The following is a 24,672-nucleotide window of genomic DNA, read 5'->3' as shown; positions in this document are numbered from 1 at the left end:
TCGGCCATCCCTGTGGTGGGCGAGGCGATCCAGACATTGCTGCTGGGCGGGTTCTCGGTGGCCAACCCCACGCTGAACCGCTTCTTCTCGCTGCATTATCTGATCCCCTTCATCATCGCTGCCGTGGTGGCGCTGCACATCTGGGCGCTTCACGTGCCGGGTAACAACAACCCGACCGGCGTGGAAGTGAAGGAAACTCGCGATACGCTGCCGTTCCATCCCTACTTCACCATGAAGGACCTGTTCGCAGTCGTCCTGTTCTTGATCCCGTTTGCCTGGTTCGTGTTCTTTGCACCCGATATTCTGGGTCATGCGGACAACTATATTCCGGGCAATCCGCAGGTGACGCCGACCCATATCGTTCCCGAATGGTATCTGCTGCCGTTCTATACGATGCTGCGGGCGATCGACTTCAACGTGCTGTTCATCGACTCCAAGCTGGGTGGCGTGATCGTGATGGCGGGATCGCTGCTGATCCTGTTCTTTCTGCCCTGGCTCGATACCTCAAAGGTACGGTCGGGCTCGTTCCGGCCGCTGTTCAAGCCGTTCTTCTGGCTGTTTGTGGTGAACTTCATCCTGCTGGCGTATTTCGGCGCACAGTCGGCTGACGGCACGACCTGGAGCATCGCCAACGCGATCTGGGCAAAAGTCTTCACCTTCTATTACTTTGCCTATTTCCTGATCATCCTGCCGCTTTTGGGACGCATCGAAAGGCCGGCGCCGTTGCCGGCCAGCATTTCGGAAAGCGTGCTGGGCAAGACCAATGGCTGATCGGGGGCGAAAGACAAAGATGATGTTCAGAAAAACAATTCTTGGCGCCGTCGCCTTCGTAGCAATGGCGGTTGGCGGGTCCATGGCGCAGGCCCAGGACAATCCGCATACCGACCAGCAGAGCTGGAGCTTTGCGGGCGTGTTCGGCACTTATGACCAGAACCAGCTCCGCCGGGGCTTTCAGGTTTACCGTGAAGTCTGCTCAAGCTGCCATGGCCTCGAATTCATCGCGTTCCGCAACCTGTCGGAGCCGGGCGGTCCGCGCTTCAGCGAAGATCAGGTGCGGGCACTGGCGGCGGAATTCACCATTGCTGACGAGACCGCAACCGACGGGCGACGCGAAGGCGTGCCGGCTGACCGTTGGCCGAACCCGTTCCCCAGCGAGCAGATCGCCCGGGACTCCAACAGTGGGGCCTTCCCGCCCGACCTGTCGCTGATGGCCAAGGCCCGGGGCATCCACATGGATTTCCCCTGGTGGATCTTCACCTATTTCACCGCCTATCAGGAAGCCGGAGCGGACTATATCTACAACCTGCTGACCCGGTACACCGAGGCGCCTGAGGGCGTGGACGTCCCGGTGGGGCAGTATTACAATGACTATTTTGCCGGTCATCTGATCGCCATGGCACCGCCGCTCAGCGACGGGATCGTCTCTTATGCTGACGAGTCCACGCCGCAGACCATGGAACAATATGCGAGGGACGTTTCGGCGTTCCTGCAATGGACCGCCGATCCGCACATGGTCGACCGCAAGGCGACGGGCTTCAAGGTCATCCTGTTCCTGATCGTGCTGTCGATATTGATGTATCTGGTCAAACGTCGCATCTGGCGTGACGTGCACTGATTGACGTATAAGGGCCCCTGACGGGGCCCTTTTCGCGTCATATATTGGCCCTAAGCCAAGGCTGTGCAGAGAGAAACGGAGACGCCATCATGTCGGCGATCAGGGTAGTAAAGACCGTTGCGCTTTTGGCTTTTGCCGCCAGTCGCAGCCCGGTGGTGCGCTCGGCGATCAAGGCGGCTCCGAACATGATTTCAGTTGAACGCCGGCAGGCGGCGTTCGAAACGGCCAAGCGGGCGGCGCGCAAGGCCGGCGAATTGACGGGCCGCGTGGTTCCGCCCAACCGCTATTTCTGATCTCGCCGCAGACAAAAACCGCGATCCTGCCTCTTTCCCCTTCATGACGGATATAATCATGGCCACCGACCTCAAGGCGCTGGTGCGCTCAATTCCCGACTATCCCAAGCCGGGCATCATCTTTCGCGACATCACCTCGCTGATCGAAGATTCAGCGGGCTTTCGCGAGAGCTGCCAGAGGCTGGCCGACGCCCATCGGGACAAGGGCATCACCAAGGTCGCGGGTATCGAGGCGCGGGGTTTCATCTTCGGGGCCGGGGTGGCGATCGAGCTTGGCGTGGGGTTCGTGCCGGTGCGCAAGGCGGGCAAGCTGCCGGGCGAAACTATCGGCCAGAACTACGCGCTGGAATATGGGGTGGATACGATCGAGATTCACGCCAATGCCGTAGGACCGGCGGACAATGTTCTGCTTGTCGATGATCTGATCGCGACGGGGGGTACTGCGATTGCGGCGGTATCGCTGCTCCGGCGCACCGGGGCAACGGTCGATCACACGGCGTTTGTGATTGATTTGCCCGATATCGGGGGCGCGGAGAAATTGCGCGCCCTTGGGGTGAGCGTCGAAGCCCTGCTCGGATTTGAAGGGCATTGAGAGCTGGAAATGGAATGGGCGGCCCGGAAGCCGCCCATTTTTTTCGATGTGGGTTAGTGCTGTCGCGTTTCCGAACCGGAAAACCGCTTCGCACTTTTCCTGGAAACGCTCTAGTTAGCAGAGAGCAACATGCCGCCGACGGTGTCGCCATCGCCTGAGCAGCCCATATCGCCATAGCGGACGAAGCGCTGGGCGCGTTTGCCGGTATCGACTTCGCCCGTATAGAGATTTCCTTGTGAATCCACCGCCACGTTGTGGAGCCAGTGGAACTCACCCGCGCCCTGGCCGGGACGGCCGAAGCGGCCCAGTTCGCCCAGTGAATCGCGGTTGAGCACGTAGATCGTCATGTTGGAATTGTCGCCAACATAAAGACAGGACTGATCCGCATCGGTCGAGAAGTTGACCGAAACGGCGGTTCCCGGAATGGTGGTGCGGGTTCCGATGCTGACGAACTGCTCTTCGACAAAGCCGCACTGGCCGACCGTTCCATCGAGATTGTCGCAGGGCTGGCCGACCTCGGCGATGTCGAAGACCTGGAAGCGGTTATTGCCGCGGTCGCAGACATAAAGCAGGCCATCCGACGAGATGCGAACGCAGTGGACGGGATTGCGGAAGAAGCCGGGGCGCGGGTTGTCTTCGCGCGCCAGGTCTTCGGCAAACGTGCCGGAATTGTCGGCGAGGTCGTCGTCGACGGGGTTTTGGCCGTAGGCACCGAAGTGCCCGACATATTGGCCGGTTTGTGCATCCACGGCGACGACGCGGTTGTTGCCGTAGCCGTCGGCGATATAGAGAATGTTGGTGTTCGGATCGACGACCATGTCGGCGGGGCGGAACAACTGCGGGGTGCCGTTGATGCCGCCATCGGTGTCGTTGCTATCGGGCTCGGTGGCACCGGTGGCCCCGATCTGGAGCAGGAAATCACCGTCCATGGTGAACTTGAGGACGTGTCCATCCCAACCATTCTGGCTGGCCCAGGGGGTGGCGCCGGAGCCATTGCCGTTCGAGCCGATATAGACGTTATCGTTGTGATCGACATAGATGCCGTGCTCGTTGGCAGGCCAGAAACAGCCGTCCTCCTGGCGGCAGCGGGTGTCGAGGAAGCCTTCATCGGAAGGACCGCCCCAAGCCTGGAGCAGATTGCCTTGGGGGTCGAACTGCATCACCGCCGGAGCCGGGCCGCAACAATCGGTGATGGGGCCAAAGGGGCGCGGGTGACCGAGGGCGCTTACGGGAACGCCATCGCCGTTTTCGCCGACAGCTTCGAGCAAGCCCGCTTCCTCGGTGGTCAAAGACCGCGAGCGTTGCAGTATCCAGACATTATCCTCGCCATCCACATGAACGCCGGCAATCTGGCCAAAGGTCCAGTTGTTGGGCAAGGGCTTGGGCCAGGATGGATCGGCAATGAAGTGGGGCATGACGCTGCCGTCCACCACATCGACGGGAGCCGTCCGATCCTTCAGCGCTTGCAGGCTGTCGGCGCCCAGGATATCGGCTGCGCTTTCCTGCGCGACGCCGCTCAGAGGCAGTAGCGCCAGCGTAGCTATGACGGCGATGTGCCGGGAAAATCTCATTTTTACCTCCGTTATAATAGTATTATATCAATTAATACTTTTATCGAAAGTAAAGCGTGAGATTTTCAACGATGAGAGTCAATGTTAATATGACTTATACTATATTCATATGATATTGCTTTAGGCCGCTGAGGGGCCGGGATCGGTCAGCGGCGGATGCCGCTCAGCCCAGCGAAGCTTACCAGCAGCCAGCCTGCAACGAGGCTTACGCCGCCGATCGGGGCGAGCATCCGCACCGGTGGGCTGCCAAACAGATAGCGGACGCCGAGGTCTATGCAAAAGACCGTGGCGCCCAGCGCGATGACCGCCAGGGCGGCCTTGAAAAGCCGCGGCAGGGGCGCCAGCGCCAAGGCCAGCAGGGCCGGGGCGTGGGTGAGGGCAATCAGGGAATATGGCCCGAGCAGCGCGGCTCCCGCATGGGACGATGCCGCCGCTGCGGCGACGCCGGTTGCGCCAAGTACCCCGGCGATGGCAATGGCGATGCGGTCGAGGACAGTCATTTACGGACCATGAGCTTGTTGAAAACGGGAAACCGAGATAGCGCCATGGCGGCGCGCAGGCGCAGGGTGGGGCGGAAATCGCGCAGCTTGGAAAAGCTGACCAGATCGGCGGAGTAAACGAGGTTCCCGTGCTGATTGTGGGCTTCGATCAGGTTGAACAACAGGCCCCAGCCTGGAATGGAATTGGATTTGCGCTTGTTGGTGACGCTGAGCGTGAAGCGGACCGTATCCCCGGGCCGGACGGGAGCGCTAAAATTCATGCGGTTGACCCCGGGGGAGGGGCCGGCGACACCGGGTTCGCTCCCTTCGGTGCGCACGATGTCTTCTTCGGCGGTGAGCCGGTCGACCATCAGCCGGTGGCCGACGCTAACCGTGTGCCAGCCGGAGGCGACAAGGCCACCGAAATGGGAGTGACGCGCGGCGTCCGGATCGGTGTGGAAATACTGCGGATCATAGAGCGTTGCGAACCGGATGATCTCGGCCTCGGTAAAGGTGTGGCTGCCCAGATCATAGATGGTCGATAACTCGATCTCTTCGAACCAGCGGGTCATCGACTCCCTCCGATCGAGGGATCGCGGATTTCAACGAGGTTGGCGAGGTTGAGGGTCATCACCTGCTGATCGTTCTGGTTGCGCATGTCAAACGCGATGGTGACGATGCCCATATCCGGATGGGTCGACGAGCGGCGCAGGGCCGTGATGGACGCCGTGCCCGAAAGGGTGTCGTCCTTCATCAAGGGGCGCTTCCACTTCAGATCGGTAAAGCCAAGGCTGCCCATGGAGGCAATGGTGGAGAGGAACCGATCGGCCAGCATGCGCAGCGACAGGGCGCCTGTCTGCCAACCGCTGGCGGCCAGTCCGCCCAACAGGCTCTCGCGTGCGGCCTTTTCATCGAGATGGAAAGGGAGGGGGTCGAACTCGGTGGCGAAAGCCAGGATGTCGGCCTTGCTGATGGTGATGGGTCCGAGCGCTACGGTTTCGCCGATCTGCAAATCTTCGAAATGGCGGCGGCTCTTGGTTGTCGGATTGGTCATTGTGCTGCCCTATAGGTCAGCCTGTTCTAGACCCGATGGCGGCGGAGGGGCAAGCCGGTTGGCGCGGGGTCATTGGGTCGCAGGGCCGATATGGACGACGTCATCTTCGGATGCGATGACGCTGAGCCGGTGGGTGATGGCGATGATGGTCACCTCGTCGCCGATGCGGCGCAACTGGTCCATGATGTCTTTTTCGGTTTCAGCGTCCAGCGCGGAGCTGGCTTCGTCGAGCAGCACGATGGCCGGGTCCGCATACAGCGCGCGGGCGATGGCGATGCGCTGGCGTTCACCCCCGGAGAGCTTGAGTCCGCGTTCTCCCACCGCGGTTTCAAAACCCTCATCGAGGCCATTGATGAAGGCGAGGATGGCGGCGCGTTCGGCAGCGCGGCGCAGGCGGGCCTCGTCATGGGGGCGGCCCAGAACGATATTGGTGGCCAGCGTGTCGTTAAGCAGCACGATATCCTGAGGGACGGCAGCGATCCGGGCAAACCAATCGGCGCGGGAAATGCCAGCGAGGTTGGTGCCATCGACAAGGATGCGGCCGGACGTGGGGTTCATCGATTTGAGCAGCAGCTTGAACAGCGTCGATTTTCCGGCGCCGGTATCGCCGGTGATGAAGGTGATGGTGCCGCGTCGGGCTCTGAAGTCAGCGTTTTCGACGCCTCTTCCATTGGGATAGAGATAGCTGACATGTTCGAAGACCACTTCGCCCTCGCTGAGGCGAAAATCGCCGGTGGTTTCGGGATCGTCATGGGCCTCGGCCTGCCACATGCGGGCGAACGGGAGGAAGCGCGCGTGGGACTGGATGACCTGCTGGATGGCCTGCCCGATCATCTGGAAGGGCATGTTGAGCTGGAGCAACAGGGTGTTGAACAGCACCAGATCGCCGACCGTGAGGCTGCCTTCTGACACGCGGGGCACCAAGAGCCATAGCGTGATGGCAAATTGGGCGGCAAGGGCGGCGCCGAACAGCACCGCATAGCGCACATGTATCAGGGCATAGCGCCGCCAGGCATCGTGCGCCGCGCGCCGCCGCTCGGTGAACTGGCCGATCATCCAGCGGTCGGAGCCGAACTGGCGCAGGGTATCCATGCTGGCAATTGCATTGCCGACAAAGCGTGAACTGGCCTGGCCGTGCTCGACCGCTTCGTCGAGGCGGGGGCGGGTGCGCGCGCTGGTGCGGGCGACCAGCGCGATATAGGTGACGCCATAGACGATGACGATCACGGCGACATCGATATCGAGGACGGCCCAGAGCAGGATGAGGCTGAGCATTACCTGAAGGCTGCCGGGCAAGAGCGCCGCCAGCGTGAACTGGACGACGATATTGAGCGCTTCGATGCCTTGATGCTGGGCGCTTTCGATCTCGGTGGGGTTGTGATCGAGAAAGAAGTTCGAGGCCTTGTCCGCGATCCGCTCGAAAAAGGCGGTCGAAGTGACGAAGTTGAGGCTCTCGGAGGTCATGAAGGTCAGAAAACTGGCCACCCGCTGGATAGCGAACGACGCCCCCATCAGAACCGCATAGACCATGAAGGCCCATAGGAGGTTGGGCGTGGCGGCAGCGGAATCGAACTGATCGATCAGGCGTGAGAACAGGTACGGGGCCGCAACGGCGGTGGCTGAGCCCAAAAGGATGGTCAGCACCACAACCAGAAGCACCCCTCGGGCCGTGATGAGGTAGCGCGAGAGGATCGCCCGGAGGGGAGGGCCAATCAGGACAGTTTCAATCTTCATTGCGCTCACGGTCTGTTGGCGGCGCAGTGTGAGGCCGAATCAGTGATGGCGGCAATGGAGGCCGTGGCTGGCGAAAATCGGGTCGCCTGAGGCCAAAGGGCGTGGTGTTTTAGGGGCGAAAGAGAGGATTGGACATGGCCGAAATCCAGGACACCGGGCCGCTTTATGCCTCGCTGGCGGCGCGGGACGGCGGGTTTGCGGGGCAAGCCTATGTCGGGGTGACTTCGACGGGAATATTCTGCGTTCTGACCTGCCCGGCGCGGACCCCGCTAAGGCGCAATTGCCGGTTTTTTGAAACAGTCGAGGACTGCCGCGAGGCGGGCTTCCGGGCGTGCAAACGGTGCCGCCCGGAAACAGAGATCATCGATCAGGTGTTGAAGCGGAACAGCATCACGTCGCCGTCCTTGACGACATAATCCTTGCCTTCGTCGCGGGCCTTGCCGGCTTCCTTGGCGCCTGCCTCGCCGCCGAGAGCGATGAAATCGTCATAGGCGATGGTCTGGGCGCGAATGAAGCCGCGTTCGAAATCGGTGTGAATGACACCGGCGGCCTGCGGCGCGCGGGTGCCGACCGGAATCGTCCAGGCGCGGGCTTCCTTGGGGCCGACGGTGAAATAGGTCTGGAGGTGCAAAAGCTTGTAGCCTTCGCGGATCAGACGGTTGAGGCCGGGCTCTTCAAGGCCGAGCGAGGCGAGATAATCGCTGCGGTCAGCCTCATCGAGGCCAGCAAGTTCGGCTTCGATTTCGGCGCAGATGATGACCGAGCGGGCGTCCTGGCTTTTGGCGTAGTCTTCGACCAGCCTGGTATATTCATTCCCGGTGGCGGCAGAGGCTTCATCGACGTTGCAGACATAGAGCACCGGCTTGGCGGTGAGCAGCTGCAACTCGCGAAACGCCTTTTCCTCATCATCGGCGCGCTCGGTGTAGCGTGCGGGGCGGCCCTCTTCGAGCAGCGCCCTGGCGCGCTGGATCAGGTCGAGGGCCAGCTTGGCGTCCTTGTCATTGCCGCGGATCCGCTTTTCCAGTCCGGGAATGCGCTTTTCCAGGCTTTCGAGATCGGCGAGCATCAGTTCGGTCTCGACCACCTCGGCATCGGCCAGCGGATCGACCTTGCCGGCAACGTGGACGATGTCGTCGTTTTCAAAGCACCGCAGAACATAGGCGATGGCGTCGCATTCGCGGATATTGGCGAGAAACTGGTTGCCCAGTCCTTCGCCCTTTGACGCGCCTTTGACGAGGCCGGCGATGTCGACGAACGACAGCCGGGCGGGAATCTTGGATTGCGATTTGCCCAGTTCGACGAGCTTGTCGAGGCGCGCGTCGGGAACGGACACTTCACCGATATTGGGCTCGATGGTGCAGAACGGGAAATTGGCGGCCTGAGCGGCTGCTGTCTGGGTAAGGGCGTTGAAAAGCGTCGATTTGCCGACATTGGGCAGACCGACGATGCCGCATTTGAAGCCCATGGGGAACCTCGGAAATGGCGCACAAGCGCTGGGGAAATGATTTAGCCTTACCTCATGCAGACGGAGCGAGAAGTCAAGGTTCTGCCTCGCTGCGCGTGGGGTGCGGCCTTGCTGGAGCGCGGGGGAAGGGCAGCGGTGAGGGAAGGGGCGCTGGCTCTGCCGGCAAGAACAAGGGGTGGTGGCGGGTGCGTGGCCGAAATGCCCTGGGGTTCAGCTTTGTTTGCCGAACAGCTTTTTGAGCATGTCGGCCATGGGGCCGGAGGTCGGGACCTTCGCCTGGGGGGCGGAGGTGCGGGCCTGGCGGATGTGACTTTGGGCCTTGGGCTTTTGCGCGGAGGGGGAAGGCTCGGGTTTGGCGGGGCTGGGCACTGCGAGGGCGAGCTTGTTCATGAGACCTGAGGCATCGCCCCTGGCGAGCATGGAGACATTGTCGGACAGGGTGGCGAGCAGCGGGGCAAGCCATTCGTTTTCGGCCTTATGGAAATTGGACAGCACATGAGGCTGGACGCGGTCCTTGTGGCCGGGATGGCCGATGCCGATGCGGACGCGAACGAAGTCCTTCCCGATGTGGCTCTCGATGGAGCGCAGCCCGTTATGGCCGCCATTGCCGCCGCCGGTCTTGATGCGGACCTTGCCGGGGGCGAGGTCGAGTTCATCGTGGATGACGGAAATGTCGGACGGAGCGAGCTTGTAGAACCGGGCGGCCTGCGCAACGCAATCGCCGGAGCGGTTCATGAAGGTTTGCGGCTTGAGCAGGATGATCTTTTCGCCATCGATGGTGCCCTCGGTCACAAGACCGGAAAACTTCTGGCGAAAGGGGGGGAAGGCGTGGCGGTCGGCGATTTCGTCGACGGCGACAAAACCGATATTGTGCCGGTGCGCTGCGTATTGGGCACCGGGATTGCCGAGCCCTACGATCAGGTGCATCGCTGCTCTCCGGGAGACCGCAAGAAAAGAACGGGCCGGCACAGGCCGGCCCGAACAGATTATTCTGCTTCGCCGCCTTCTTCAGCGCCTTCGTCTTCTGCTTCGCCTTCAGACGAGCGCAGAGCAGATGGAGCCGCAATGGTGGCAATGGTGAAGTCACGGTCGGTGATGGTGGGAACCACGTTCTCCGGCAGGGTGACGCTGGAGATGTGCATGGTGCCACCCACCTCGACGCCGTCGAGGTCGACCACCAGGTTTTCCGGGATCGAGTCGGCGGGCACGGTCACTTCCACAGTGTGGCGGACAACGTTGAGCACACCACCCTTCCGGATGCCGGGCGACTTGTCTTCATTGATGAAGAGGACCGGAACGTCCACGATCAGGGTCGTGTTCTTGCCAACCCGCAGGAAATCCACGTGCACGAGGAAGTCGCGCACGGGCTCAAGCTGGTAATCCTTTGGGATCACGCGGTGCTTTTCGCCATCCACTTCGATCTCAATGACGGTGCTGAGAAAGCCGCCGTCATGAATCTTGCGGAACGCATCCTTGTAGGACACGGAAATCGGCAGGGGGGGCTTCTTTTCGCCGTAGATAACGGCAGGAACCAGACCTTCACGGCGCAGTTCACGAGCGGCCCCCTTGCCCACCCGATTCCGCACCGAAGCTGTAAGTTCGATGGTCATGGAAATCATCCATTGGTTGGGTGCATTCAACGCGGAAAGCGCTCCACGCCGAACGCGCGCCCGTCCTCCAGGGGTGACGGACGCTTCATGGGCGCGGTCTATATAGGAGAGGGCGAATTTCGGCAAGGGCCGGAGCGGATCAATCCGCTTCGTCTGATGGAATTTCGAGGCCGCGACGCTCCAGTTCACACAGGGCGGCGAAGCGGAGTTGCTGCGCGCGCTCGGTCAGCGGTCCATCGGCATCGTGGTGGAGGCGAAACAGGCGGCTTGAGCCAAATCGCGTGTACATATGGGTGAGCATGGCGTCCGGCCATGTGGGAATTTCATCGAGAAGTGCCTGCAACTCGGATTGGGCACTGGAACGGGGGGCCACCCGGGATGGGCGGGGCGGGGTGTTGGTCACTGATACTTCCACATACGCAGCACAGGAAGCCATGACCGGCTTGCCCCACCGTATTTTCCAGATGTCTGAAAAATGCCGGAGCCGGTTCAAGGTTCCACTGAAACCGGCCTTCTCCCCAAGAAGGGCGATAAAGACCGGTCCCAGATTTTTGAATTGGCGCGTTTCCGGACCGTAGAAGCGAAGGCCGCTCCGACCGGGCACGCTCTGGAATTGAGGTGTGTTTGTCTGAGTCGCGGCCATTGGTCAAAGAATCTCCCAGCCGATGCGATGTAAGCGCAAAGGTGGGAGATCAGAAGGACCTGCGCCAGTTGGGAGCGAATCCTGTGTGGCCGTTAACGAAGCGTTAACCCTGCCGAATCAGTCGAACAGACTGGAGACGGATTGTTCGGACGCCGTGCGCGCGATGGCCTCACCGATAAGCGACGCGATGGAGATGTGGCGGATCTTGTCCACCTTGGCCACGTCGGCGTTCATCTCGATCGAGTCGGTGGTCACCAGCTCCTTGAGCGGCGAATTGGCGATACGACCGGGAGCATCGCCCGACAACACGCCATGGGTGATGTAAGCGGACACTTCGCTGGCACCGGCATCGAGCAGGGCCTGGGCGGCGTTGACGAGGGTGCCGCCGGAATCGACGATATCGTCAATGAGGATGCAGGACTGGCCCCGCACATCGCCGATAATGTTCATCACCTCGGAAACACCGGCCCGGGGGCGGCGCTTGTCGACGATGGCCAGTTGGGCACCGATGCGGTTGGCGACGTTGCGCGCACGCAGCACACCGCCCACGTCGGGCGAAACGATCATCACCTTGGAGGTATCATAATTTTCCGCAATGTCGCGGGTGAGGACCGGCGCGGCATAGAGGTTATCGGTGGGAATATCGAAAAAGCCCTGAATCTGCGGCGCGTGCAGGTCCAGCGTCAGGATGCGGTTCGCGCCGGCTTCCGTGATCAGATTGGCGACCAGCTTGGCCGAAATCGGGGTGCGAGGGGCCGATTTTCGATCCTGTCGGGCATAGCCGTAATAGGGAAGAACCGCCGTGATCCGGCGGGCAGAGGATCGGCGCGCAGCGTCGATCAGAATCAGCAATTCCATCAGATGGTCGTTGGTCGGATACGACGTCGACTGGATGATGAATACATCCTCGCCGCGTACGTTTTCATGAATTTCGACGAAGATTTCCTTATCGGCGAATTTCTTGACCGACGCATCGGTGAGTGGAATTTCGAGATAGTCGGATACGGCCTTGGCCACGGTGAGGTTGGAGTTTCCCGTCACCAGCTTCATGGTCAGCCTCTATATGTCGCCCTGTCACCCGGTGCCGCCAGCGCCCCGGGTTTGTTGGCGGGACGTTTAGACCCTGGCGGACGGGACTTCAATATGACTTTTGCATGAAGATGCAGGCGAGGGGGTGGTGTTGCCCATCTGCACCCGGTTTTCGGGAGGATTATCCTGAGAAATTGCAGTGCGGCGCAAGTCAGCTCCGCGCGATCAGCGCAATCTGGCGTCCGGTGCGAATCGCATGATGGGTGGCGTAGCGGTGGGAAAAATAGAGGTCCGGGCTGGCGTAGGTGCAGCTGCCGACAGTCTCAACACCGGCGACGCCCAGCGCCTGAGCCTGATCGAGGACGAGGCCGGGGACATCGAAATGGGGTTTTGGCCAGTCGCCGGTGAGGATGAACCGGGCCGCATCGGGGAAGTCGGCGCGGATGGTTGCGGCCATGTCGTCGCCGATTTCGTAATTGGCGGCCGATATGGCCGGGCCGATAGCTATGTGCAGACGCTGGCGGGCCGCGCCGAGGGCTTCCATGGCCTCCACGGTCCGGGCGAGAATGCCGCCGACAGCGCCCTTCCATCCCGCATGGGCAGCGCCGATGACACCGGCTTCGGGATCGGCAAGCAGCACGGGAGTGCAATCGGCGGTGAGAATTCCCAGCGCGATGCCGGGGCGGTCGGTGACCAGAGCATCGGCCTCAGGGCGGTTATCGGGATCGAGCAGATCGGTGACCACATGCACATTCGTGCCGTGGACCTGACGGGCGAGGGCGACCGGGAGCGGTCCGCCCTTTAGGGCCATGACGGCGCGATGGATATTATCGACCACATTGGCCAGATCGTCGCCGACCATGCGTGAGGCATTGAGCGATGCGAATTCGCCTTCCGATACCCCGCCGCGTCGCCCGAAAAAGCCGTGACGAATACCGGTCAGAGCGGTGATGGCTGGGCTTTTTTCGATCGGCGTGTTCATGGCAGGGTGGGCTTTCATGGTGCGGCAAAGCCCGCTGGCCGAAGGCCGGGGCTTGAGGCGCACAGGACTTTGAACAAAGCCCCCATCTGGTCGGCGGCGGTCAGCCGATCAAAGGCCGTGTCCAGTGCGCCCGCCTTGTGAGGGTTTGCAGCGGCCAGTGCCGCGTGGCGTTCGGCCAGACCCAAGGATGACAGGAACGCCCCCTGTTCGACAAGCGGGTGGACGGTCAACCCAGCCATGCGCGCAGCGCGCCCCAGCGCCTGAAAATCGACGTGTGCTGTCAGGTCCGCAGCACCGGGCTGGTCCAGCGGATCGACCGGCGCGTGGCGGGACAGAGCCTGTAGGGTTTCGCCCGGTTGGGTGCGGGCGTGGCCATAATCGAGAGCGAGGATGGCGCCGCCGCGCGGCGCGACGAGGCGGGCGAGATGGCCCATGAACTGCTGGGCGGCGAGGCCGATCTCGGCAACTTCGCCATTTTGCGCGGAGGCGAATTCTTCGCCGATCAGCGCTTCTTCATAGGGGGTGGGCGAGAGGCCAAAGCTGCGTTTGCCCTCGGCGAGGCCGACGCTGCGTTCGTACCACTTGCTGTTGCGCTTGACGAACTGGCGGATGGGGAGCGCATCGAAGAATTCATTGGCCAGGACAATGACGGGCGCGCCGCCGATGGCTTCGATATCCTCGATCCAATGAGGATTGTAATTGCCCAGCTTCTCGCGCTGCATGGCGATGAGGACGGGGTTGGTCTCGAAGAGTTTGAGGTCCAAGGCCGCAGCGAAGCCCGAGGCGCGCGTGGCGACGCGCAGCGCGTCGGCCAGAAGGGTGCCGCGCCCCGGCCCAAGTTCGAGCAGAGTCAATCTCTTCGGGCGATCCATCTGGATATAGAGGTCGGCGATCCACGCGCCGATGACTTCGCCAAATGTCTGGCTGATCTCCGGGGCGGTGATGAAATCGCCCTTCGTGCCGAGGGGGTCGGTCTTGCGGTAATAGCCGCGCGTCGGGTGAGTGAGGCAAAGGCCCATATAGGTCGCCAGCGACATGGGACCGCTTTGGCGGATCTGCATGTCGATGAGATCGCCCAGCGATAGCGTCTCAGACACGGCGACGGGGCCGGGCCCAGAGGACGAGGCCGATGCCGGCAAGAAGGATCGGTAGCGACAGCACCATGCCCATGGTAAGCCAGCCAAAGGCAAGGTAGCCGATATGGGCGTCGGGCAGGCGGAAGAATTCGACAAAGATGCGCGACAGCGCATAGCCGATGCCAAAGATACCGGCGGCGGTGCCGGGGCGGCGGAGCACCAGCTTGATGTGGGTGAAATAGCGAATGACAAGGAACAGCACGACGCCTTCGAGAAGGCCTTCGTACAGCTGGCTGGGATGACGGGGCAGATCGCCGCCGCCGGGGAAGATGACGCCCCAGGGCATGGTGGTCACGCTGCCGTAAAGCTCGGCATTGATGAAATTGGCGACACGGCCCAGAAACAAGCCGATGGTGGCGCAGCAGGCGAGCAGGTCGAGACCGGAGAGAATGTTGGCCTGCTTGCGGTGCAGATAGACGATCATCGCCGTCATCAGCCCCAGCATCCCGCCATGGAAACTCATGCCCCCATCCCAGAGGGCAAGGATGGCAGCGGGGTTGGCGAGGAATGCCAGTGGATCGTAAAACAGAACATAGCCGAGGCGTCCGCCGACGATGATGCCGATAACGATCCAGAAGGTGAAATCGAACAATTCGTCCGGGGTCATGGGCGGCGTGCCGTTGACCCACAAGGATTTACGGCGCAGCAGCAGCATTCCATATCCGACGCCGAGAAAGATGCCGGCAAGATAGGCTAGCGCATACCAACGGATGACGATGGGGCCGAGGGCAAAGGCGATCGGATCGATATGGGGAAAGGGCAAGGCGCACCTCGACTGAAACTGGGCGTATGCGGCGCGACAATGCCGTTCGGTGTGCCTCTGGTCAAGCGGATCGCGAGCCCCTACATAGACGTGAACGGCCCCGATGGGGCTAAGCAAGAGGACATGACCGATGTCGCAAGGACAAAAGTTTTTCGACGATCTGGGACGGGTGATGAACGAAGCCGCTTCCATGGCTGATGGCGTGCGTCGCGAGGCTGAAACGGCGTTCAGAGGCCAGATGGAGCGGATCGTCAATGATCTCGATCTGGTCAAGCGTGAGGATTTCGACGCGCTGCGGGAACTGGTTTCGCGGCAGGCCGAGGACCTCGACGCACTGCGCACCGAACTCGATGCCCTCAAGAGCGGCAAGGCCGACAGTTAGGCAGCACCATGCGGGTCGCCGTCATCTCCGATATTCATGGCAACGCCATGGCGCTGGAAGCGGTGCTGGCCGACATCACGTGCCATGACGTCGACAAGATCCTCAATCTGGGGGACCATCTGGCGGGACCAATCGAGCCGCGTCGTACGGCAGACCTGCTGGCGGGGCTCGATATGGTAGCGATCCGGGGCAATACCGACCGCTATCTGGTCGAGGGCGATCATGAAGACCTCAGCGAGAGCGATGACTGGATACTCGGTCAGGTGAAGGGGCAGCCCATGGAGTGGCTGAAGACCCTGCCTGAAACGGCAATCTATGGCGATACGATCTTTCTGAGCCACGGCTCGCCTCGCTCGGACGAGAAATATTGGCTGGATCGCCCGGCGGGTGGAGGGCGACTGCGGGTCGCGACGCTTGAAGAAGTCGAGGCCGAACTGCCCGCCGAGCGGTTGCCGGTCTATTGTTGCGGCCATACCCATGTGGCGCGCGTGGTGACGCTGCCGGATGGCACCGTGGTGTTCAACCCTGGAAGCGTCGGGCGTCCGTCTTTTACGATGAGCGATCCTGAATCTGTGTCGCGGCTGTCTCCTGCTGCGGCTTATGCCATTGTCGAGCAATCGGCGGGGAGATGGCACGTCAATCTGCGGCAGGTGGAGTATGAGCACATGGCCGCCGCCGCGCTGGCGCGGGCGCATGGGAGCGACACCTGGGCGCGTGATCTCGAAGAAGGACGCCGGCGCTGATCCGGTTTCGAAGAACCGCACAGCAGCCTGTGGAATACGGCGTCCGTTAACACCGCATTAACCATGCTGCTCCGATCATCCACAAGAGAATTCCGGTTTTGGGCCTGCGTTTATGGGTCCCTGCGGGCGGTGCAGTGTACAGTCGGATTAACGACGATTCGTACATCTGTTCCGGTCTGACCGGCTCGGTTGTGCCGCGTAGTGCGTCCGTCATCCTGACGGTCGCTGCATCTTCGAACCAACGCTCTAGCGTGGGGGCCAGTCATGTCTCTTCTCGAATTGGAACTGGATCGGACCATCCACCCGGTGGACATCATCGAGCATATCGCCGCGATCAACGACTGGTCGTTCGAGCGACAGGACGCCGATGAGATTTCCATTTCGGTGAAAGGGGGCTGGAGCGATTACCATGTCTCGTTCAACTGGATGGAGGAGATGGAGTCGCTGCACCTTGCCTGTGCGTTCGACCTGAAGGTGCCCGAAGCGCGGCGCGGGGAGATCAAGACCCTTATTTCGCTGATCAATGAGCAGCTCTGGATCGGGCATTTCGACATCTGGAGCAAGGAGGGCGTGGTGTTGTTCCGCAATTCGCACCTCCTGTCGGGCGGGGCGGAAGTGTCGCCGCAGCAATGCGAAGCGCTGTTGCGCTCGGCAACCGAAAGCTGCGATCTCTATTATCAGGCGTTCCAGTTCGTGGTGTGGGCCGGCAAGTCGGCCGCCGACGCGCTGGCCGAAGTCATGTTCGAAACGGTGGGCGAAGCGTGAGCCTGGCCAATGCGGGTCCTGTTCTGCTGATCGGGGCGGGCAAGATGGGCATGGCGATGGCATCGGGCTGGGTGCGGGCCGGCTTGCCCGGTGCTGCGCTGACGTTGATCGATCCTCAACCCCATGAAAGCGTTTCGGTGTTCGCTGCCGCGCATGGCGCAAGGCTGCTTGGCGACTTGCCGACGGAGGTGGCGCGGGTTGTGGTGCTGGCGGTCAAGCCGCAGATCATGGACGCGGTGCTCGCCGCCGCGCGGGCTGTGGTTGGCCCTGAAACGCTAGTCATCTCGATTGCTGCCGGAATATCGACGGAGAAGCTATCTGCTGGGCTGGGCACCGGAAGGATTGTGCGCGCCATGCCCAATACGCCGGCGCAGATCGGCAAGGGCATTTCAGGGGCATTTGCCCGAGGCGAGATCACACCCGCCGACCGCGCACTGGCCGAGGCGGTGCTGGAGGCAGCGGGAGCGGTGGTCTGGGTTGATGCGGAAGACCTGATCGATGCGGTAACCGCCGTGTCCGGGTCGGGCCCGGCCTATGTGTTCCATCTGGTCGAGGCTATGGCGGCGGCGGGCAGGGCGCAGGGGCTCAGTGAGCAGCAGGCGATGGCGCTGGCGCGGCAGACGGTGATCGGGGCGGCGGCGCTGATGGAGGCGGATGCGGCGCCAGCCGAACAGTTGCGCAGGAACGTCACCTCGCCGGGCGGCACCACGCAGGCGGCGCTCGATGTGTTGATGGCGGACGACGGGCTGGGTGCGCTGATGGCGCGTGCCATCGCGGCAGCCCGCAGCAGAAGCGAAGAGCTTGGGCGATGAACGATCCGATTTCCTTTGATGACTTCCTCAAGGTGGATATTCGGGTGGGAACCGTCGTGGAGGCGCGTCCGTTTCCCGAGGCGCGCAAGCCGGCGATCATTCTGCTGATCGATTTCGGTCCGGAATTGGGCGTCAAGAAATCCTCGGCGCAGATTACCACCCATTATGAGCCCGAGGATATCGTTGGCCGACAGGTGATGGCGGTGGTCAATTTTCCGCCCCGCCAGATCGGCCCGCTCCGCTCGGAAGTGCTGACGCTTGGGTTCGAAGACGAGACTGGCGGCATTGTGTTGGCTTCGATCGAGCGACCGGTGCCAAATGGACGCAAACTTATGTGATCGGAGCGGGAAAGGTTTTGTTGTTCCGATCACGCGATTTGCCTTATAGATCAATCATCCAACCTGGAATTGGCATGTGATCAAGACGGACCATCCCCATCCCGAACGCGAGCCCAGATTGCTGGGACCCATGCGGTCGGCTCTCATCCCGCCCCTCGCGCTGGCCCGTTGGCTGATCATCCTGATCCTGCTCGCTTGCGTCTATTTCTTCCACGGATTTCTGGTCCCCGTCCTGGCGGCGTTGATCATCGGCTTTGCCAGCTGGCCCATCTATCGCAAGGTTCTGGACGGCGTTGGCGGCAATCGAACGATTGCGGCGGGCCTGATGATCGCCGTGATGGTCCTGTTCATCCTCATCCCGATCTTCATGGCGCTGTCCTATGCGCTCAACGAAGCGCGGCAGTTGCTGGCTTGGGTGCTGGCGACCAACGCCAATGGGGCGGCGTCTCCCGAGTGGTTTGCGACCTTGCCGCTGGTGGGCGATTGGGCCGTCGAGCAATGGGACCTCTATATCGGGCGTCCCGGCGCGCTCGGCCAGTATGTTGCCGTGATCGGCGGGGCCAATGTTTACAATATCTATCAGACGGTTCTCGCGGCAGGTGGCAGCTTTCTCGATCTGGCGCTGAACCTGCTGTTCATGCTGATTGCCTTGCTGTTTGTCTATCGCGACGGGGCCAGCATAGCAGGGCAGCTTGACCGGTTCGGCGAGCGCATCCTGCCGGGGCGCTGGCAGCGGCTGTCGCGGGTGGTGCCTGCAACGATCAGTTCCACCGTGACCGGCATGACGATCATCGCTATCGGTGAGGGGATCGTGCTGGGGATCGCCTATTCACTGGCCGGGGCACCCTCGCCGGTGCTGCTGGGGGTGATCACTGGCGTTGCGGCCATGATCCCGGGCGGTGCGCCCTTGTCGTTCACGCTGGTGTCGATCTTCCTTGCCGCAAGTGGCTCGGTGTTCGCGGGGATCGCGTTGTTCGTGTGGGGCTCGGTCGAGCTGTTCGTCGTCGACAAGACCTTGCGGCCCAAGCTGGTGGGCGGACCGATCAAGCTGCCGTTTCTGCCCACGTTTTTCGGGCTGATCGGCGGGGTAAAGACGATGGGGTTCGTCGGCCTGTTCGTCGGGCCGGTGCTGATGGCGCTGCTGGTGTCGATGTGGCGCGAATGGGTGCGCGATCTCGATATGGCCGATGCGGAAGGAGGCGCCGGCATTGCCGTGCCTCCCGCCGTCAGCAGCGCGGGGTCACATAAACCCGGTATAGATCAGCCCCAGAAGGAGCCCGCCTAGCACGACCCGGTAGATCACGAAGGGTGTGTAGGTCTGGGTTTTCAGCCAGTTCATCAAGACGGTGATGGCGGCGAGGGCAAAGACGAAGGCCAGCGCGCCGCCCAGAAGGGCGTCGCCGGTCAGGTCAGAATTGCCGCTCTTGATCATGTCGTATCCCGCCAGAACCCCGGCTCCGAGAATGGTCGGGATTGACAGCAGCATGGCAAATCGCGCCGAGAGCGGGCGGTCGAGCCCGGCAAACCGTCCTGCCGTCATGCAGATTCCCGAGCGCGACACGCCGGGGATGATGGCAATGAGCTGGGCGAACCCGATGATCAGGGCATCGCGATAGGATAGCGACGCGATATCGGATTTCGTCTGACCCTGGCGGTCGGCAAACCACAGCAGCACGCCGAAGATCAGCGTGGTCCAGGCGATGATGGTCAGCGAACGGCCGGATTCGGTGATGAAGTCCTTGGCGAGGAACGCGCCGAGGACGATGGGGATCGAGGCGACGATCACCACGAGCAGCAGGCGGAAGCGCTCGCCGCCCTTGCCGGTGACGCCATCCAGAAGGCCCAGCAGCAACGTCCAGATATCACGCCAGAAATAGACGAGAACTGCGCCGAGAGACCCCACATGCAGGGCGATATCGAGGGCCAGTTCCTCGGCAGGGGTCATGGTGCCGATCGAGAGGCCCATGGTCTCCAGCAGCCAGCGACCCAGAATGAGGTGTGCCGACGAACTGATGGGCAAAAACTCGGTGATGCCCTGCACGAGGGCGAGAAAGATCGTGCTGATGATATCCAATTGAAATCCGTCCTATGACGTCGTGTCGACGAGGCGCAATGATTGCAGGACCTGCTGGTCGCTGTGTTCGGTCATTTCCGCAAAGAAATGCCGCACGTGATCGCGCGCATGGTCAGGCAGGGTGGAAAAAGCCGCTTCTATGCGGCGCGCCTGGGTGGCGCTGAGGACTTCGAAGAAATCGCGCCCCTTTTCGGTGGGAAACAACAAGCGCTGCCGCCTGTCGCTTTCACCAGGGCGTTGCGCGACATATCCGTTGTCGATCAACTGGCGCAGGACCCGCGCCAGGCTTTGCTTGGTGATGCGCAGAATGTCGAGCAGATCGGCCACCGTCATACCTGGGCGCAGATTGACGAAATAGATCACCCGGTGATGGGCGCGGCCGAATCCCTGCATTTCGAGAAGGGCATCGGCATCGCGCACGAAATCGCGATAGGCAAAAAAGAACAATCCCATGATATCGATCGGCATCTCGGGAAAATCATAGATTGCCGAACTTATGTCAGCCTTGTTGACATTTATCGAATGCGCTGGCATCGTCCTTCCAACCTTTTAAGCGGATCAGGACTTATCCCAGAGCCGCTTTGGTTTGCCAAGTGGTGAAAGATTGCTGCATTATACGGCAAGGTGCGCCCTTGTGGACGTTCTGTAGAACAAGCGAATTATCGGGAGAATAAAATGGCCGGCGTGCCTATGGATCAGCGAGACGGATGGATCTGGTACGATGGAGAAATGGTCCCCTGGAAGGACGCCAAACTCCACGTGCTGACCCATGGTCTGCATTACGCCAGCAGCGTGTTTGAAGGGCAGCGCGCGTATGGCGGTGAAGTTTTCAAACTGCGCGAGCATACCGACCGGCTGATCGCCTCGGCGCGGACGCTGGATTTCGAAATCCCCTATTCGGCGGACGAACTCGACGATGCGTGCCGCGAAGTGCTCAAGCGCAACAACCTTGTCGACGCCTATATGCGCCCGATCGCCTGGCGCGGCTCGGAAACCATTTCGGTGCCGGCACGCGACAACACGGTGCATGTAGCGATCGCCGCGTGGGTATGGCCGAGCTATTTCTCGACCGAAGAACGCCTCAAGGGCATTCGCCTGTGCTGGGCGGACTGGAAGCGGCCTTCGCCGGAAACCATTCCCTGCAAGGCCAAGGCAGCCGGGCTCTACATGATCTGCACGCTCTCCAAGCATGCCGCCATGGACAAGGGCTTTGCCGACGCGCTGATGCTCGACTATCGCGGCTATGTCGCAGAGGCCACGGGCGCCAACGTGTTCTTCGTCAAGGGCAAGGAGATCACCACGCCGACCCCGGACTGCTTCCTCGATGGAATCACGCGCCGCACCGTGATCGCGCTGGCCAAGGCCAATGGCTACACGGTCACCGAACGCCACATCAAGCCCGAAGAGCTGAGCCAGTTCGACGAGTGCTTCCTGACCGGAACCGCGGCAGAAGTGACGCCGGTTTCCGAAGTTGGTGAGTACAAGTTCACCCCCGGTGAGGCCTGCCGCACGCTGGTGGAAGCCTATATGACCGAAGTGCAGCCCAAGCAGGCAGCAGCGGAATAAGAATGCGAGAACCTGCATTGTCCTGATCCTGTGTCAGAGGCATGCAGTATCGCTTGATGCGCGAGGCCGGGGAGAACTCCCCGGCTCTTTTTTTATGACTGGTCGAAATCATCAAGTTGACCACCGGGCTGCGGCGGCGTCATCGCTGTGTTTGGCATCGACCCAGGAGGTCCCGTCTGGCCGTTCTTCCTTTTTCCAGAATGGCGCGGTGGTTTTGAGGGTGTCCATGATGAAGGATGCCCCATCGAAGGCCGCGCTGCGGTGGGCGGCGAGGGTCATCACCTGCACGATGGGTTCGCCGGGGTAGAGCGTGCCGTAGCGGTGGAGGATGGCGGCGGCAAGGAGGCCGAAACGGGTGATGGCCTTGGCGCGCAGATCTTCGAGCTGGCGTTGGGCGAGAGCGGGATAGTGCTCAAGGGTGAGCGAGAGGATCGGGTCGTCGGGGGTGGAGCGGACGAGGCCGGTGAAGGTGACGACAGCGCCGGCGCCGCCGGTTGCGCCGAGAAATGCGGTGGTCAGCGCGCCCGGATCGAAGGGCTCCGATTGCAGCTTAACGGTCACCCTCAGCCTCCCGTCATGGGCGGGAACAGCGCGATGACGCTGGCCCCGACAATGGGGGTATCGTGATCGACGAGGCGGTCATCGATGGCGGCGCGGATCAGCTTGCGATTGGCGGTGGCGAGGGCAAAGCCCTCATCGCGACCGGCCATCCAGTCGATGAGATCGGCAATGGTTTCGACCTCTGGCGGCGGGGCGATATCGTCGCCGTCCCGCGCCAGCCGTTCGCGCAGCCATGCGAAATAGAGCAGCTTCACGCCAGGTCGTCCTCCTTCTCGCCCGGGCGCAGATGGGGCAGGATACCGCTCCAATATTGCCAGCCGGTGATGGCGGTGAGGATGGCGGCCAGCCACAGCAGGATATCGCTGACCTCGCGCATGCCCAAGATCAGGGGCTCGGCGATAATCACGGCGAGGGCGACCAATTGGGTGGCGGTCTTGTATTTGGCGAGGCTGGAGACCGGGACCACGATCTTTTCGGTGCCCATGAATTCGCGCAGGCCGGACACGAAAATCTCCCGCAGCAGGATGATGGTGGCGGGGATCAGGTCCCACCCGCCGAAACTGCCATCGAAGCAGAACACCAGCAGCAGCGCGCCGACGAGGAGCTTGTCGGCGATGGGATCGAGCATGCGCCCGATGGCCGAGACGGTGCCGTATTTGCGGGCGAGGGCACCGTCAAAATAATCGGTAACCGCGGCGGCGATATAGAGCAGCAGCGCCAGCCAGCGCAGGGGGGCAGTGTCCGCCAGCAGCAGCAGCATGATCACCGGAATGGCGGCGATGCGCGCATAGGTGAGGTAATTGGGCAGGCGGGCCATATCGAAGCGGGTGTCGGTCATGCGATGTGCCTTTCGATGTGGCATGAAACGGGAGCAGGGTCGGGCATGGGGCTCACTGCTGGTTGAAGTGATCGTAGATCAGTTGCGCCATGGCGGTCGAGATGCCAGGGAGATCGGCCAGATCGGCGACCGAGGCGCGGGAGACGGCCTTGGCGGAGCCGAAATGGTTGAGCAGGGCTCGTTTGCGGGTCGGGCCGATGCCGGCGATTTCGTCGAGCGGGTTCTTGACCATTTCCTTCTTGCGCCGGGCGCGATGGGTGCCGATGGCAAAGCGGTGGGCCTCGTCGCGCAGACGCTGGACATAATAGAGCACCGGATCGCGGGCCGGAAGCATGAAGGGCTCGCGGCCCTCCATATAGAAGGTTTCGCGGCCGGCATTGCGCTCTTCGCCCTTGGCGATGCCGATGACGGTCACGTCGCGGGGCAGGTTCATTTCGGCGAGTACGGCCTTGACCGCATTGGTCTGGCCCGCGCCACCATCGATCAGCAGCACATCGGGCCAGTCGGGCATGCCGGTGCTGTCGTCCTCGGCGTCGGGATCGCTCTCGGCGGCAAGGCGGGTGAAACGGCGGGTGAGCACTTCGCGCATCATGCCGAAGTCGTCCCCGGGGGTGAGGTCTTTCGATTTGATGTTGAAGGTGCGGTAGTGCTTTTTCGACAGACCTTCGAGCCCGGCGACCACCATTCCACCCACAGCATTTGTGCCCTGAATATGGGAGTTGTCGTAAATCTCGATGCGGCGCGGAGGCTCGTCGAGGCCAAACGTATCGGCCATCGCTTCGAGCAGTTTACGCTGGCTGGCGGAATCCGAAAGATGCCGCCCCAGAGCCTCGCGGGCATTGGTGAGGGCGTTTTCCACCAGCGCGCGCTTTTCACCGCGCCGGGGTGTTTCGATTTTGACGGCGCGTTCGGCGCGGGTGGAGAGCGCCTCGCGCAGTACTTCGGCCTCGGCGAGATCTTCCGATAGCAGGACGAGGCGGGGCGGGGTGCGATTCTCGTAGAACTGGGCGATGAAGGCTTCCAGCACTTCGGCGTCGGTGCTGTCATCATCGGCGCGGGGGTAGAAGGCGTAATTGCCCCAGTTCTGATGCGCGCGGTAGAAAAATACCTGGACGCAGAAGCTGCCGGCTTCGTGGTGGATCGCGAACACATCGGCCTCGGCGATAGTCTGGCTCCCCGTGCCGCTGGAGCCCTGAATCAGCGCCAGCGCGCCTAGGCGATCCCGCAGCATGGCGGCGCGTTCGAAATCGAGGGCTTCCGAGGCGGCGGCCATCTCCTGTTGCAGGTGATCCTGGACGGCCTTGGATTTGCCCGAAAGAAAATCGAGGGCTTCATTGACCAGTTCGGCATAGTCCGGGATGGAGATGACGCCGGTGCAGGGGGCAGCGCAGCGCTTGATCTGGTATTGCAGGCAGGGGCGGGTGCGTCCGGCGTAAAAGCTGTCGGAGCAATTGCGCAGCAGAAAGGCCTTTTGCAGCGCGGCGAGGGTGCGGCTCACAGCGACGGCGGAGGCGAAGGGGCCGAAATAATCGCCCTTGCGGCGGCGCGTGCCCCGATGCTTGGTCAATTCGGGCGCTTCATGCTCGGTGGCAATCAGGATGTAGGGAAAGGTCTTGTCGTCGCGCAG

General features: G+C 61.9%; 31 protein-coding genes. 12 read left to right on the top strand and 19 right to left on the bottom strand.

From position 1 onward, the window contains the following. From VNS12_RS02915 to VNS12_RS02900, 4 genes are all read left to right on the top strand, one after another. A partial coding sequence (locus VNS12_RS02915) for a cytochrome b (RefSeq protein WP_325486341.1) occupies nt 1-771 on the top strand: 771 nt, incomplete at its 5' end. A gap of 22 nt (nt 772-793) precedes the next feature. Next, nucleotides 794-1,615, top strand: a complete 822-nt coding sequence (locus VNS12_RS02910; protein ID WP_414693052.1) for a cytochrome c1 — start codon at nt 794-796, stop codon at nt 1,613-1,615. An 89-nt stretch (nt 1,616-1,704) separates the two neighbouring features. Next, entirely contained in the window at nt 1,705-1,908 is a 204-nt protein-coding gene (locus VNS12_RS02905) for a hypothetical protein (protein ID WP_325486339.1), read from the top strand. Nucleotides 1,909-1,966: 58 nt separating this feature from the next. Further along, complete coding sequence (locus VNS12_RS02900; protein ID WP_414693050.1) at nt 1,967-2,500, top strand: adenine phosphoribosyltransferase; 534 nt, start codon at nt 1,967-1,969, stop codon at nt 2,498-2,500. Nucleotides 2,501-2,610: 110 nt separating this feature from the next. Here VNS12_RS02900 and VNS12_RS02895 read toward each other — a convergent pair whose 3' ends face one another. The 5 genes from VNS12_RS02895 to VNS12_RS02875 form a co-directional block, all read right to left on the bottom strand. Further along, nucleotides 2,611-4,071 (bottom strand): NHL repeat-containing protein, encoded by a 1,461-nt coding sequence (locus VNS12_RS02895; RefSeq protein WP_325486337.1) that lies wholly within the window; start codon nt 4,069-4,071, stop codon nt 2,611-2,613. A gap of 146 nt (nt 4,072-4,217) precedes the next feature. After that, complete coding sequence (locus tag VNS12_RS02890) at nt 4,218-4,571, bottom strand: DUF423 domain-containing protein (RefSeq protein ID WP_325486336.1); 354 nt, start codon at nt 4,569-4,571, stop codon at nt 4,218-4,220. Continuing rightward, on the bottom strand, nt 4,568-5,122 hold the full coding sequence (locus VNS12_RS02885; protein WP_325486335.1) for a MaoC/PaaZ C-terminal domain-containing protein: 555 nt from the start codon (nt 5,120-5,122) through the stop codon (nt 4,568-4,570). The genes VNS12_RS02890 and VNS12_RS02885 overlap by 4 nt, the downstream gene beginning before the upstream one ends. Then, entirely contained in the window at nt 5,119-5,604 is a 486-nt protein-coding gene (locus tag VNS12_RS02880; protein WP_325486334.1) for a MaoC family dehydratase, read from the bottom strand. Before VNS12_RS02880 ends, VNS12_RS02885 begins: the two co-directional genes overlap by 4 nt. Before the next feature lie 69 nt (nt 5,605-5,673). Further along, complete coding sequence (locus VNS12_RS02875) at nt 5,674-7,338, bottom strand: ABC transporter ATP-binding protein (protein WP_325486333.1); 1,665 nt, start codon at nt 7,336-7,338, stop codon at nt 5,674-5,676. Nucleotides 7,339-7,472: 134 nt separating this feature from the next. Here VNS12_RS02875 and VNS12_RS02870 point away from each other — a divergent pair, with 134 nt between their 5' ends. Continuing rightward, nucleotides 7,473-7,754, top strand: a complete 282-nt coding sequence (locus VNS12_RS02870) for an Ada metal-binding domain-containing protein (RefSeq protein ID WP_325486332.1) — start codon at nt 7,473-7,475, stop codon at nt 7,752-7,754. Here the strand turns inward: VNS12_RS02870 and ychF are convergent. The 8 genes from ychF to lgt all read right to left on the bottom strand — a co-directional run bounded on the left by ychF (nt 7,706) and on the right by lgt (nt 14,966). Continuing rightward, nucleotides 7,706-8,803 (bottom strand): redox-regulated ATPase YchF, encoded by a 1,098-nt coding sequence (gene ychF, locus VNS12_RS02865; RefSeq protein WP_325486331.1) that lies wholly within the window; start codon nt 8,801-8,803, stop codon nt 7,706-7,708. The genes VNS12_RS02870 and ychF overlap by 49 nt on opposite strands. A 210-nt stretch (nt 8,804-9,013) precedes the next feature. Beyond that, a complete protein-coding gene (pth, locus tag VNS12_RS02860) occupies nt 9,014-9,730 on the bottom strand; it encodes an aminoacyl-tRNA hydrolase (RefSeq protein WP_325486330.1) in 717 nt (238 codons plus the stop codon). Between the two features lie 59 nt (nt 9,731-9,789). Beyond that, a complete protein-coding gene (locus tag VNS12_RS02855; protein ID WP_414693051.1) occupies nt 9,790-10,419 on the bottom strand; it encodes a 50S ribosomal protein L25/general stress protein Ctc in 630 nt (209 codons plus the stop codon). 133 nt (nt 10,420-10,552) lie between these two features. Continuing rightward, nucleotides 10,553-11,056 carry a hypothetical protein gene (locus VNS12_RS02850; RefSeq protein ID WP_325486328.1) on the bottom strand — a complete coding sequence of 168 codons (504 nt, stop codon included), beginning with the start codon at nt 11,054-11,056 and terminating at the stop codon, nt 10,553-10,555. Between the two features lie 117 nt (nt 11,057-11,173). Next, nucleotides 11,174-12,106, bottom strand: coding sequence for a ribose-phosphate pyrophosphokinase (locus VNS12_RS02845; RefSeq protein ID WP_325486327.1), 933 nt, complete (start codon nt 12,104-12,106; stop codon nt 11,174-11,176). Nucleotides 12,107-12,296: 190 nt separating this feature from the next. Further along, entirely contained in the window at nt 12,297-13,085 is a 789-nt protein-coding gene (gene pgeF, locus VNS12_RS02840; protein ID WP_325486326.1) for a peptidoglycan editing factor PgeF, read from the bottom strand. Beyond that, nucleotides 13,082-14,164, bottom strand: a complete 1,083-nt coding sequence (locus VNS12_RS02835; RefSeq protein WP_325486325.1) for a class I SAM-dependent methyltransferase — start codon at nt 14,162-14,164, stop codon at nt 13,082-13,084. Before VNS12_RS02835 ends, pgeF begins: the two co-directional genes overlap by 4 nt. Next, nucleotides 14,157-14,966, bottom strand: a complete 810-nt coding sequence (lgt, locus tag VNS12_RS02830) for a prolipoprotein diacylglyceryl transferase (RefSeq protein ID WP_325486324.1) — start codon at nt 14,964-14,966, stop codon at nt 14,157-14,159. Before lgt ends, VNS12_RS02835 begins: the two co-directional genes overlap by 8 nt. A gap of 130 nt (nt 14,967-15,096) precedes the next feature. Here lgt and VNS12_RS02825 point away from each other — a divergent pair, with 130 nt between their 5' ends. The 6 genes from VNS12_RS02825 (at nt 15,097) to VNS12_RS02800 (ending at nt 19,291) form a co-directional block, all read left to right on the top strand. Next, nucleotides 15,097-15,348: an accessory factor UbiK family protein gene (locus tag VNS12_RS02825; protein WP_325486323.1), complete on the top strand. Its 252-nt coding sequence runs from the start codon at nt 15,097-15,099 to the stop codon at nt 15,346-15,348. A gap of 8 nt (nt 15,349-15,356) precedes the next feature. Then, nucleotides 15,357-16,091 (top strand): metallophosphoesterase family protein, encoded by a 735-nt coding sequence (locus VNS12_RS02820; RefSeq protein WP_325486322.1) that lies wholly within the window; start codon nt 15,357-15,359, stop codon nt 16,089-16,091. A gap of 264 nt (nt 16,092-16,355) precedes the next feature. Then, on the top strand, nt 16,356-16,856 hold the full coding sequence (locus VNS12_RS02815; RefSeq protein WP_325486321.1) for a type III secretion system chaperone family protein: 501 nt from the start codon (nt 16,356-16,358) through the stop codon (nt 16,854-16,856). Further along, on the top strand, nt 16,853-17,668 hold the full coding sequence (gene proC / locus VNS12_RS02810) for a pyrroline-5-carboxylate reductase (RefSeq protein ID WP_325486320.1): 816 nt from the start codon (nt 16,853-16,855) through the stop codon (nt 17,666-17,668). The genes VNS12_RS02815 and proC overlap by 4 nt, the downstream gene beginning before the upstream one ends. Continuing rightward, a complete protein-coding gene (locus VNS12_RS02805; RefSeq protein WP_325486319.1) occupies nt 17,665-18,006 on the top strand; it encodes a tRNA-binding protein in 342 nt (113 codons plus the stop codon). The genes proC and VNS12_RS02805 overlap by 4 nt, the downstream gene beginning before the upstream one ends. 76 nt (nt 18,007-18,082) lie before the next feature. Beyond that, on the top strand, nt 18,083-19,291 hold the full coding sequence (locus VNS12_RS02800; RefSeq protein WP_414693049.1) for an AI-2E family transporter: 1,209 nt from the start codon (nt 18,083-18,085) through the stop codon (nt 19,289-19,291). Here the strand turns inward: VNS12_RS02800 and VNS12_RS02795 are convergent. Then, nucleotides 19,247-20,080, bottom strand: a complete 834-nt coding sequence (locus VNS12_RS02795; RefSeq protein ID WP_325486318.1) for an undecaprenyl-diphosphate phosphatase — start codon at nt 20,078-20,080, stop codon at nt 19,247-19,249. The two genes, VNS12_RS02800 and VNS12_RS02795, sit on opposite strands and share 45 nt — an antisense overlap. Nucleotides 20,081-20,092: 12 nt before the next feature. Then, nucleotides 20,093-20,614: a MarR family winged helix-turn-helix transcriptional regulator gene (locus tag VNS12_RS02790; protein WP_414693048.1), complete on the bottom strand. Its 522-nt coding sequence runs from the start codon at nt 20,612-20,614 to the stop codon at nt 20,093-20,095. Between the two features lie 141 nt (nt 20,615-20,755). On the opposite strand from VNS12_RS02790, the gene VNS12_RS02785 reads away from it, so the two are divergent. Then, the gene (locus tag VNS12_RS02785) at nt 20,756-21,646 is read left to right on the top strand and encodes a branched-chain amino acid aminotransferase (RefSeq protein ID WP_325486317.1); all 891 of its coding nucleotides are present in this window, start codon (nt 20,756-20,758) and stop codon (nt 21,644-21,646) included. 111 nt (nt 21,647-21,757) lie between these two features. Here the strand turns inward: VNS12_RS02785 and VNS12_RS02780 are convergent, their stop codons facing one another. The 4 genes from VNS12_RS02780 to uvrC form a co-directional block, all read right to left on the bottom strand. Continuing rightward, the gene (locus tag VNS12_RS02780) at nt 21,758-22,207 is read right to left on the bottom strand and encodes a molybdenum cofactor biosynthesis protein MoaE (RefSeq protein ID WP_325486316.1); all 450 of its coding nucleotides are present in this window, start codon (nt 22,205-22,207) and stop codon (nt 21,758-21,760) included. Nucleotides 22,208-22,209: 2 nt separating this feature from the next. Next, the gene (locus VNS12_RS02775; protein ID WP_325486315.1) at nt 22,210-22,461 is read right to left on the bottom strand and encodes a MoaD/ThiS family protein; all 252 of its coding nucleotides are present in this window, start codon (nt 22,459-22,461) and stop codon (nt 22,210-22,212) included. Then, nucleotides 22,458-23,045 (bottom strand): CDP-diacylglycerol--glycerol-3-phosphate 3-phosphatidyltransferase, encoded by a 588-nt coding sequence (gene pgsA, locus VNS12_RS02770; RefSeq protein WP_325486314.1) that lies wholly within the window; start codon nt 23,043-23,045, stop codon nt 22,458-22,460. The genes VNS12_RS02775 and pgsA overlap by 4 nt, the downstream gene beginning before the upstream one ends. Before the next feature lie 52 nt (nt 23,046-23,097). Continuing rightward, on the bottom strand, nt 23,098-24,672 hold a 1,575-nt coding region (gene uvrC / locus VNS12_RS02765; protein WP_325486313.1), incomplete at its 5' end, for an excinuclease ABC subunit UvrC.

Origin of the sequence: Pelagibacterium sp., from assembly GCF_035555455.1 — a bacterium.
Taxonomy (GTDB): domain Bacteria; phylum Pseudomonadota; class Alphaproteobacteria; order Rhizobiales; family Devosiaceae; genus Pelagibacterium.
Note: the sequence above shows the minus strand (reverse complement) of the source record. Positions and strands in the feature narration are given on the sequence as shown.

What these genes read in the sequence shown, in the direction of transcription:
- pth (WP_325486330.1), bottom strand. Translation starts at nt 9,730, where the DNA reads ATGCACCTGATCGTAGGGCTCGGCAATCCCGGTGCCCAATACGCAGCG.
- VNS12_RS02895 (WP_325486337.1), bottom strand. Translation starts at nt 4,071, where the DNA reads ATGAGATTTTCCCGGCACATCGCCGTCATAGCTACGCTGGCGCTACTG.
- VNS12_RS02885 (WP_325486335.1), bottom strand. Translation starts at nt 5,122, where the DNA reads ATGACCCGCTGGTTCGAAGAGATCGAGTTATCGACCATCTATGATCTG.
- VNS12_RS02820 (WP_325486322.1), top strand. Translation starts at nt 15,357, where the DNA reads ATGCGGGTCGCCGTCATCTCCGATATTCATGGCAACGCCATGGCGCTG.
- VNS12_RS02905 (WP_325486339.1), top strand. Translation starts at nt 1,705, where the DNA reads ATGTCGGCGATCAGGGTAGTAAAGACCGTTGCGCTTTTGGCTTTTGCC.
- VNS12_RS02790 (WP_414693048.1), bottom strand. Translation starts at nt 20,614, where the DNA reads ATGCCAGCGCATTCGATAAATGTCAACAAGGCTGACATAAGTTCGGCA.
- VNS12_RS02785 (WP_325486317.1), top strand. Translation starts at nt 20,756, where the DNA reads ATGGCCGGCGTGCCTATGGATCAGCGAGACGGATGGATCTGGTACGAT.
- VNS12_RS02900 (WP_414693050.1), top strand. Translation starts at nt 1,967, where the DNA reads ATGGCCACCGACCTCAAGGCGCTGGTGCGCTCAATTCCCGACTATCCC.
- pgeF (WP_325486326.1), bottom strand. Translation starts at nt 13,085, where the DNA reads ATGAAAGCCCACCCTGCCATGAACACGCCGATCGAAAAAAGCCCAGCC.
- VNS12_RS02890 (WP_325486336.1), bottom strand. Translation starts at nt 4,571, where the DNA reads ATGACTGTCCTCGACCGCATCGCCATTGCCATCGCCGGGGTACTTGGC.
- VNS12_RS02875 (WP_325486333.1), bottom strand. Translation starts at nt 7,338, where the DNA reads ATGAAGATTGAAACTGTCCTGATTGGCCCTCCCCTCCGGGCGATCCTC.
- VNS12_RS02845 (WP_325486327.1), bottom strand. Translation starts at nt 12,106, where the DNA reads ATGAAGCTGGTGACGGGAAACTCCAACCTCACCGTGGCCAAGGCCGTA.
- VNS12_RS02870 (WP_325486332.1), top strand. Translation starts at nt 7,473, where the DNA reads ATGGCCGAAATCCAGGACACCGGGCCGCTTTATGCCTCGCTGGCGGCG.
- VNS12_RS02850 (WP_325486328.1), bottom strand. Translation starts at nt 11,056, where the DNA reads ATGGCCGCGACTCAGACAAACACACCTCAATTCCAGAGCGTGCCCGGT.
- VNS12_RS02815 (WP_325486321.1), top strand. Translation starts at nt 16,356, where the DNA reads ATGTCTCTTCTCGAATTGGAACTGGATCGGACCATCCACCCGGTGGAC.
- ychF (WP_325486331.1), bottom strand. Translation starts at nt 8,803, where the DNA reads ATGGGCTTCAAATGCGGCATCGTCGGTCTGCCCAATGTCGGCAAATCG.
- VNS12_RS02880 (WP_325486334.1), bottom strand. Translation starts at nt 5,604, where the DNA reads ATGACCAATCCGACAACCAAGAGCCGCCGCCATTTCGAAGATTTGCAG.
- pgsA (WP_325486314.1), bottom strand. Translation starts at nt 23,045, where the DNA reads ATGACCGACACCCGCTTCGATATGGCCCGCCTGCCCAATTACCTCACC.
- VNS12_RS02825 (WP_325486323.1), top strand. Translation starts at nt 15,097, where the DNA reads ATGTCGCAAGGACAAAAGTTTTTCGACGATCTGGGACGGGTGATGAAC.
- VNS12_RS02910 (WP_414693052.1), top strand. Translation starts at nt 794, where the DNA reads ATGTTCAGAAAAACAATTCTTGGCGCCGTCGCCTTCGTAGCAATGGCG.
- VNS12_RS02805 (WP_325486319.1), top strand. Translation starts at nt 17,665, where the DNA reads ATGAACGATCCGATTTCCTTTGATGACTTCCTCAAGGTGGATATTCGG.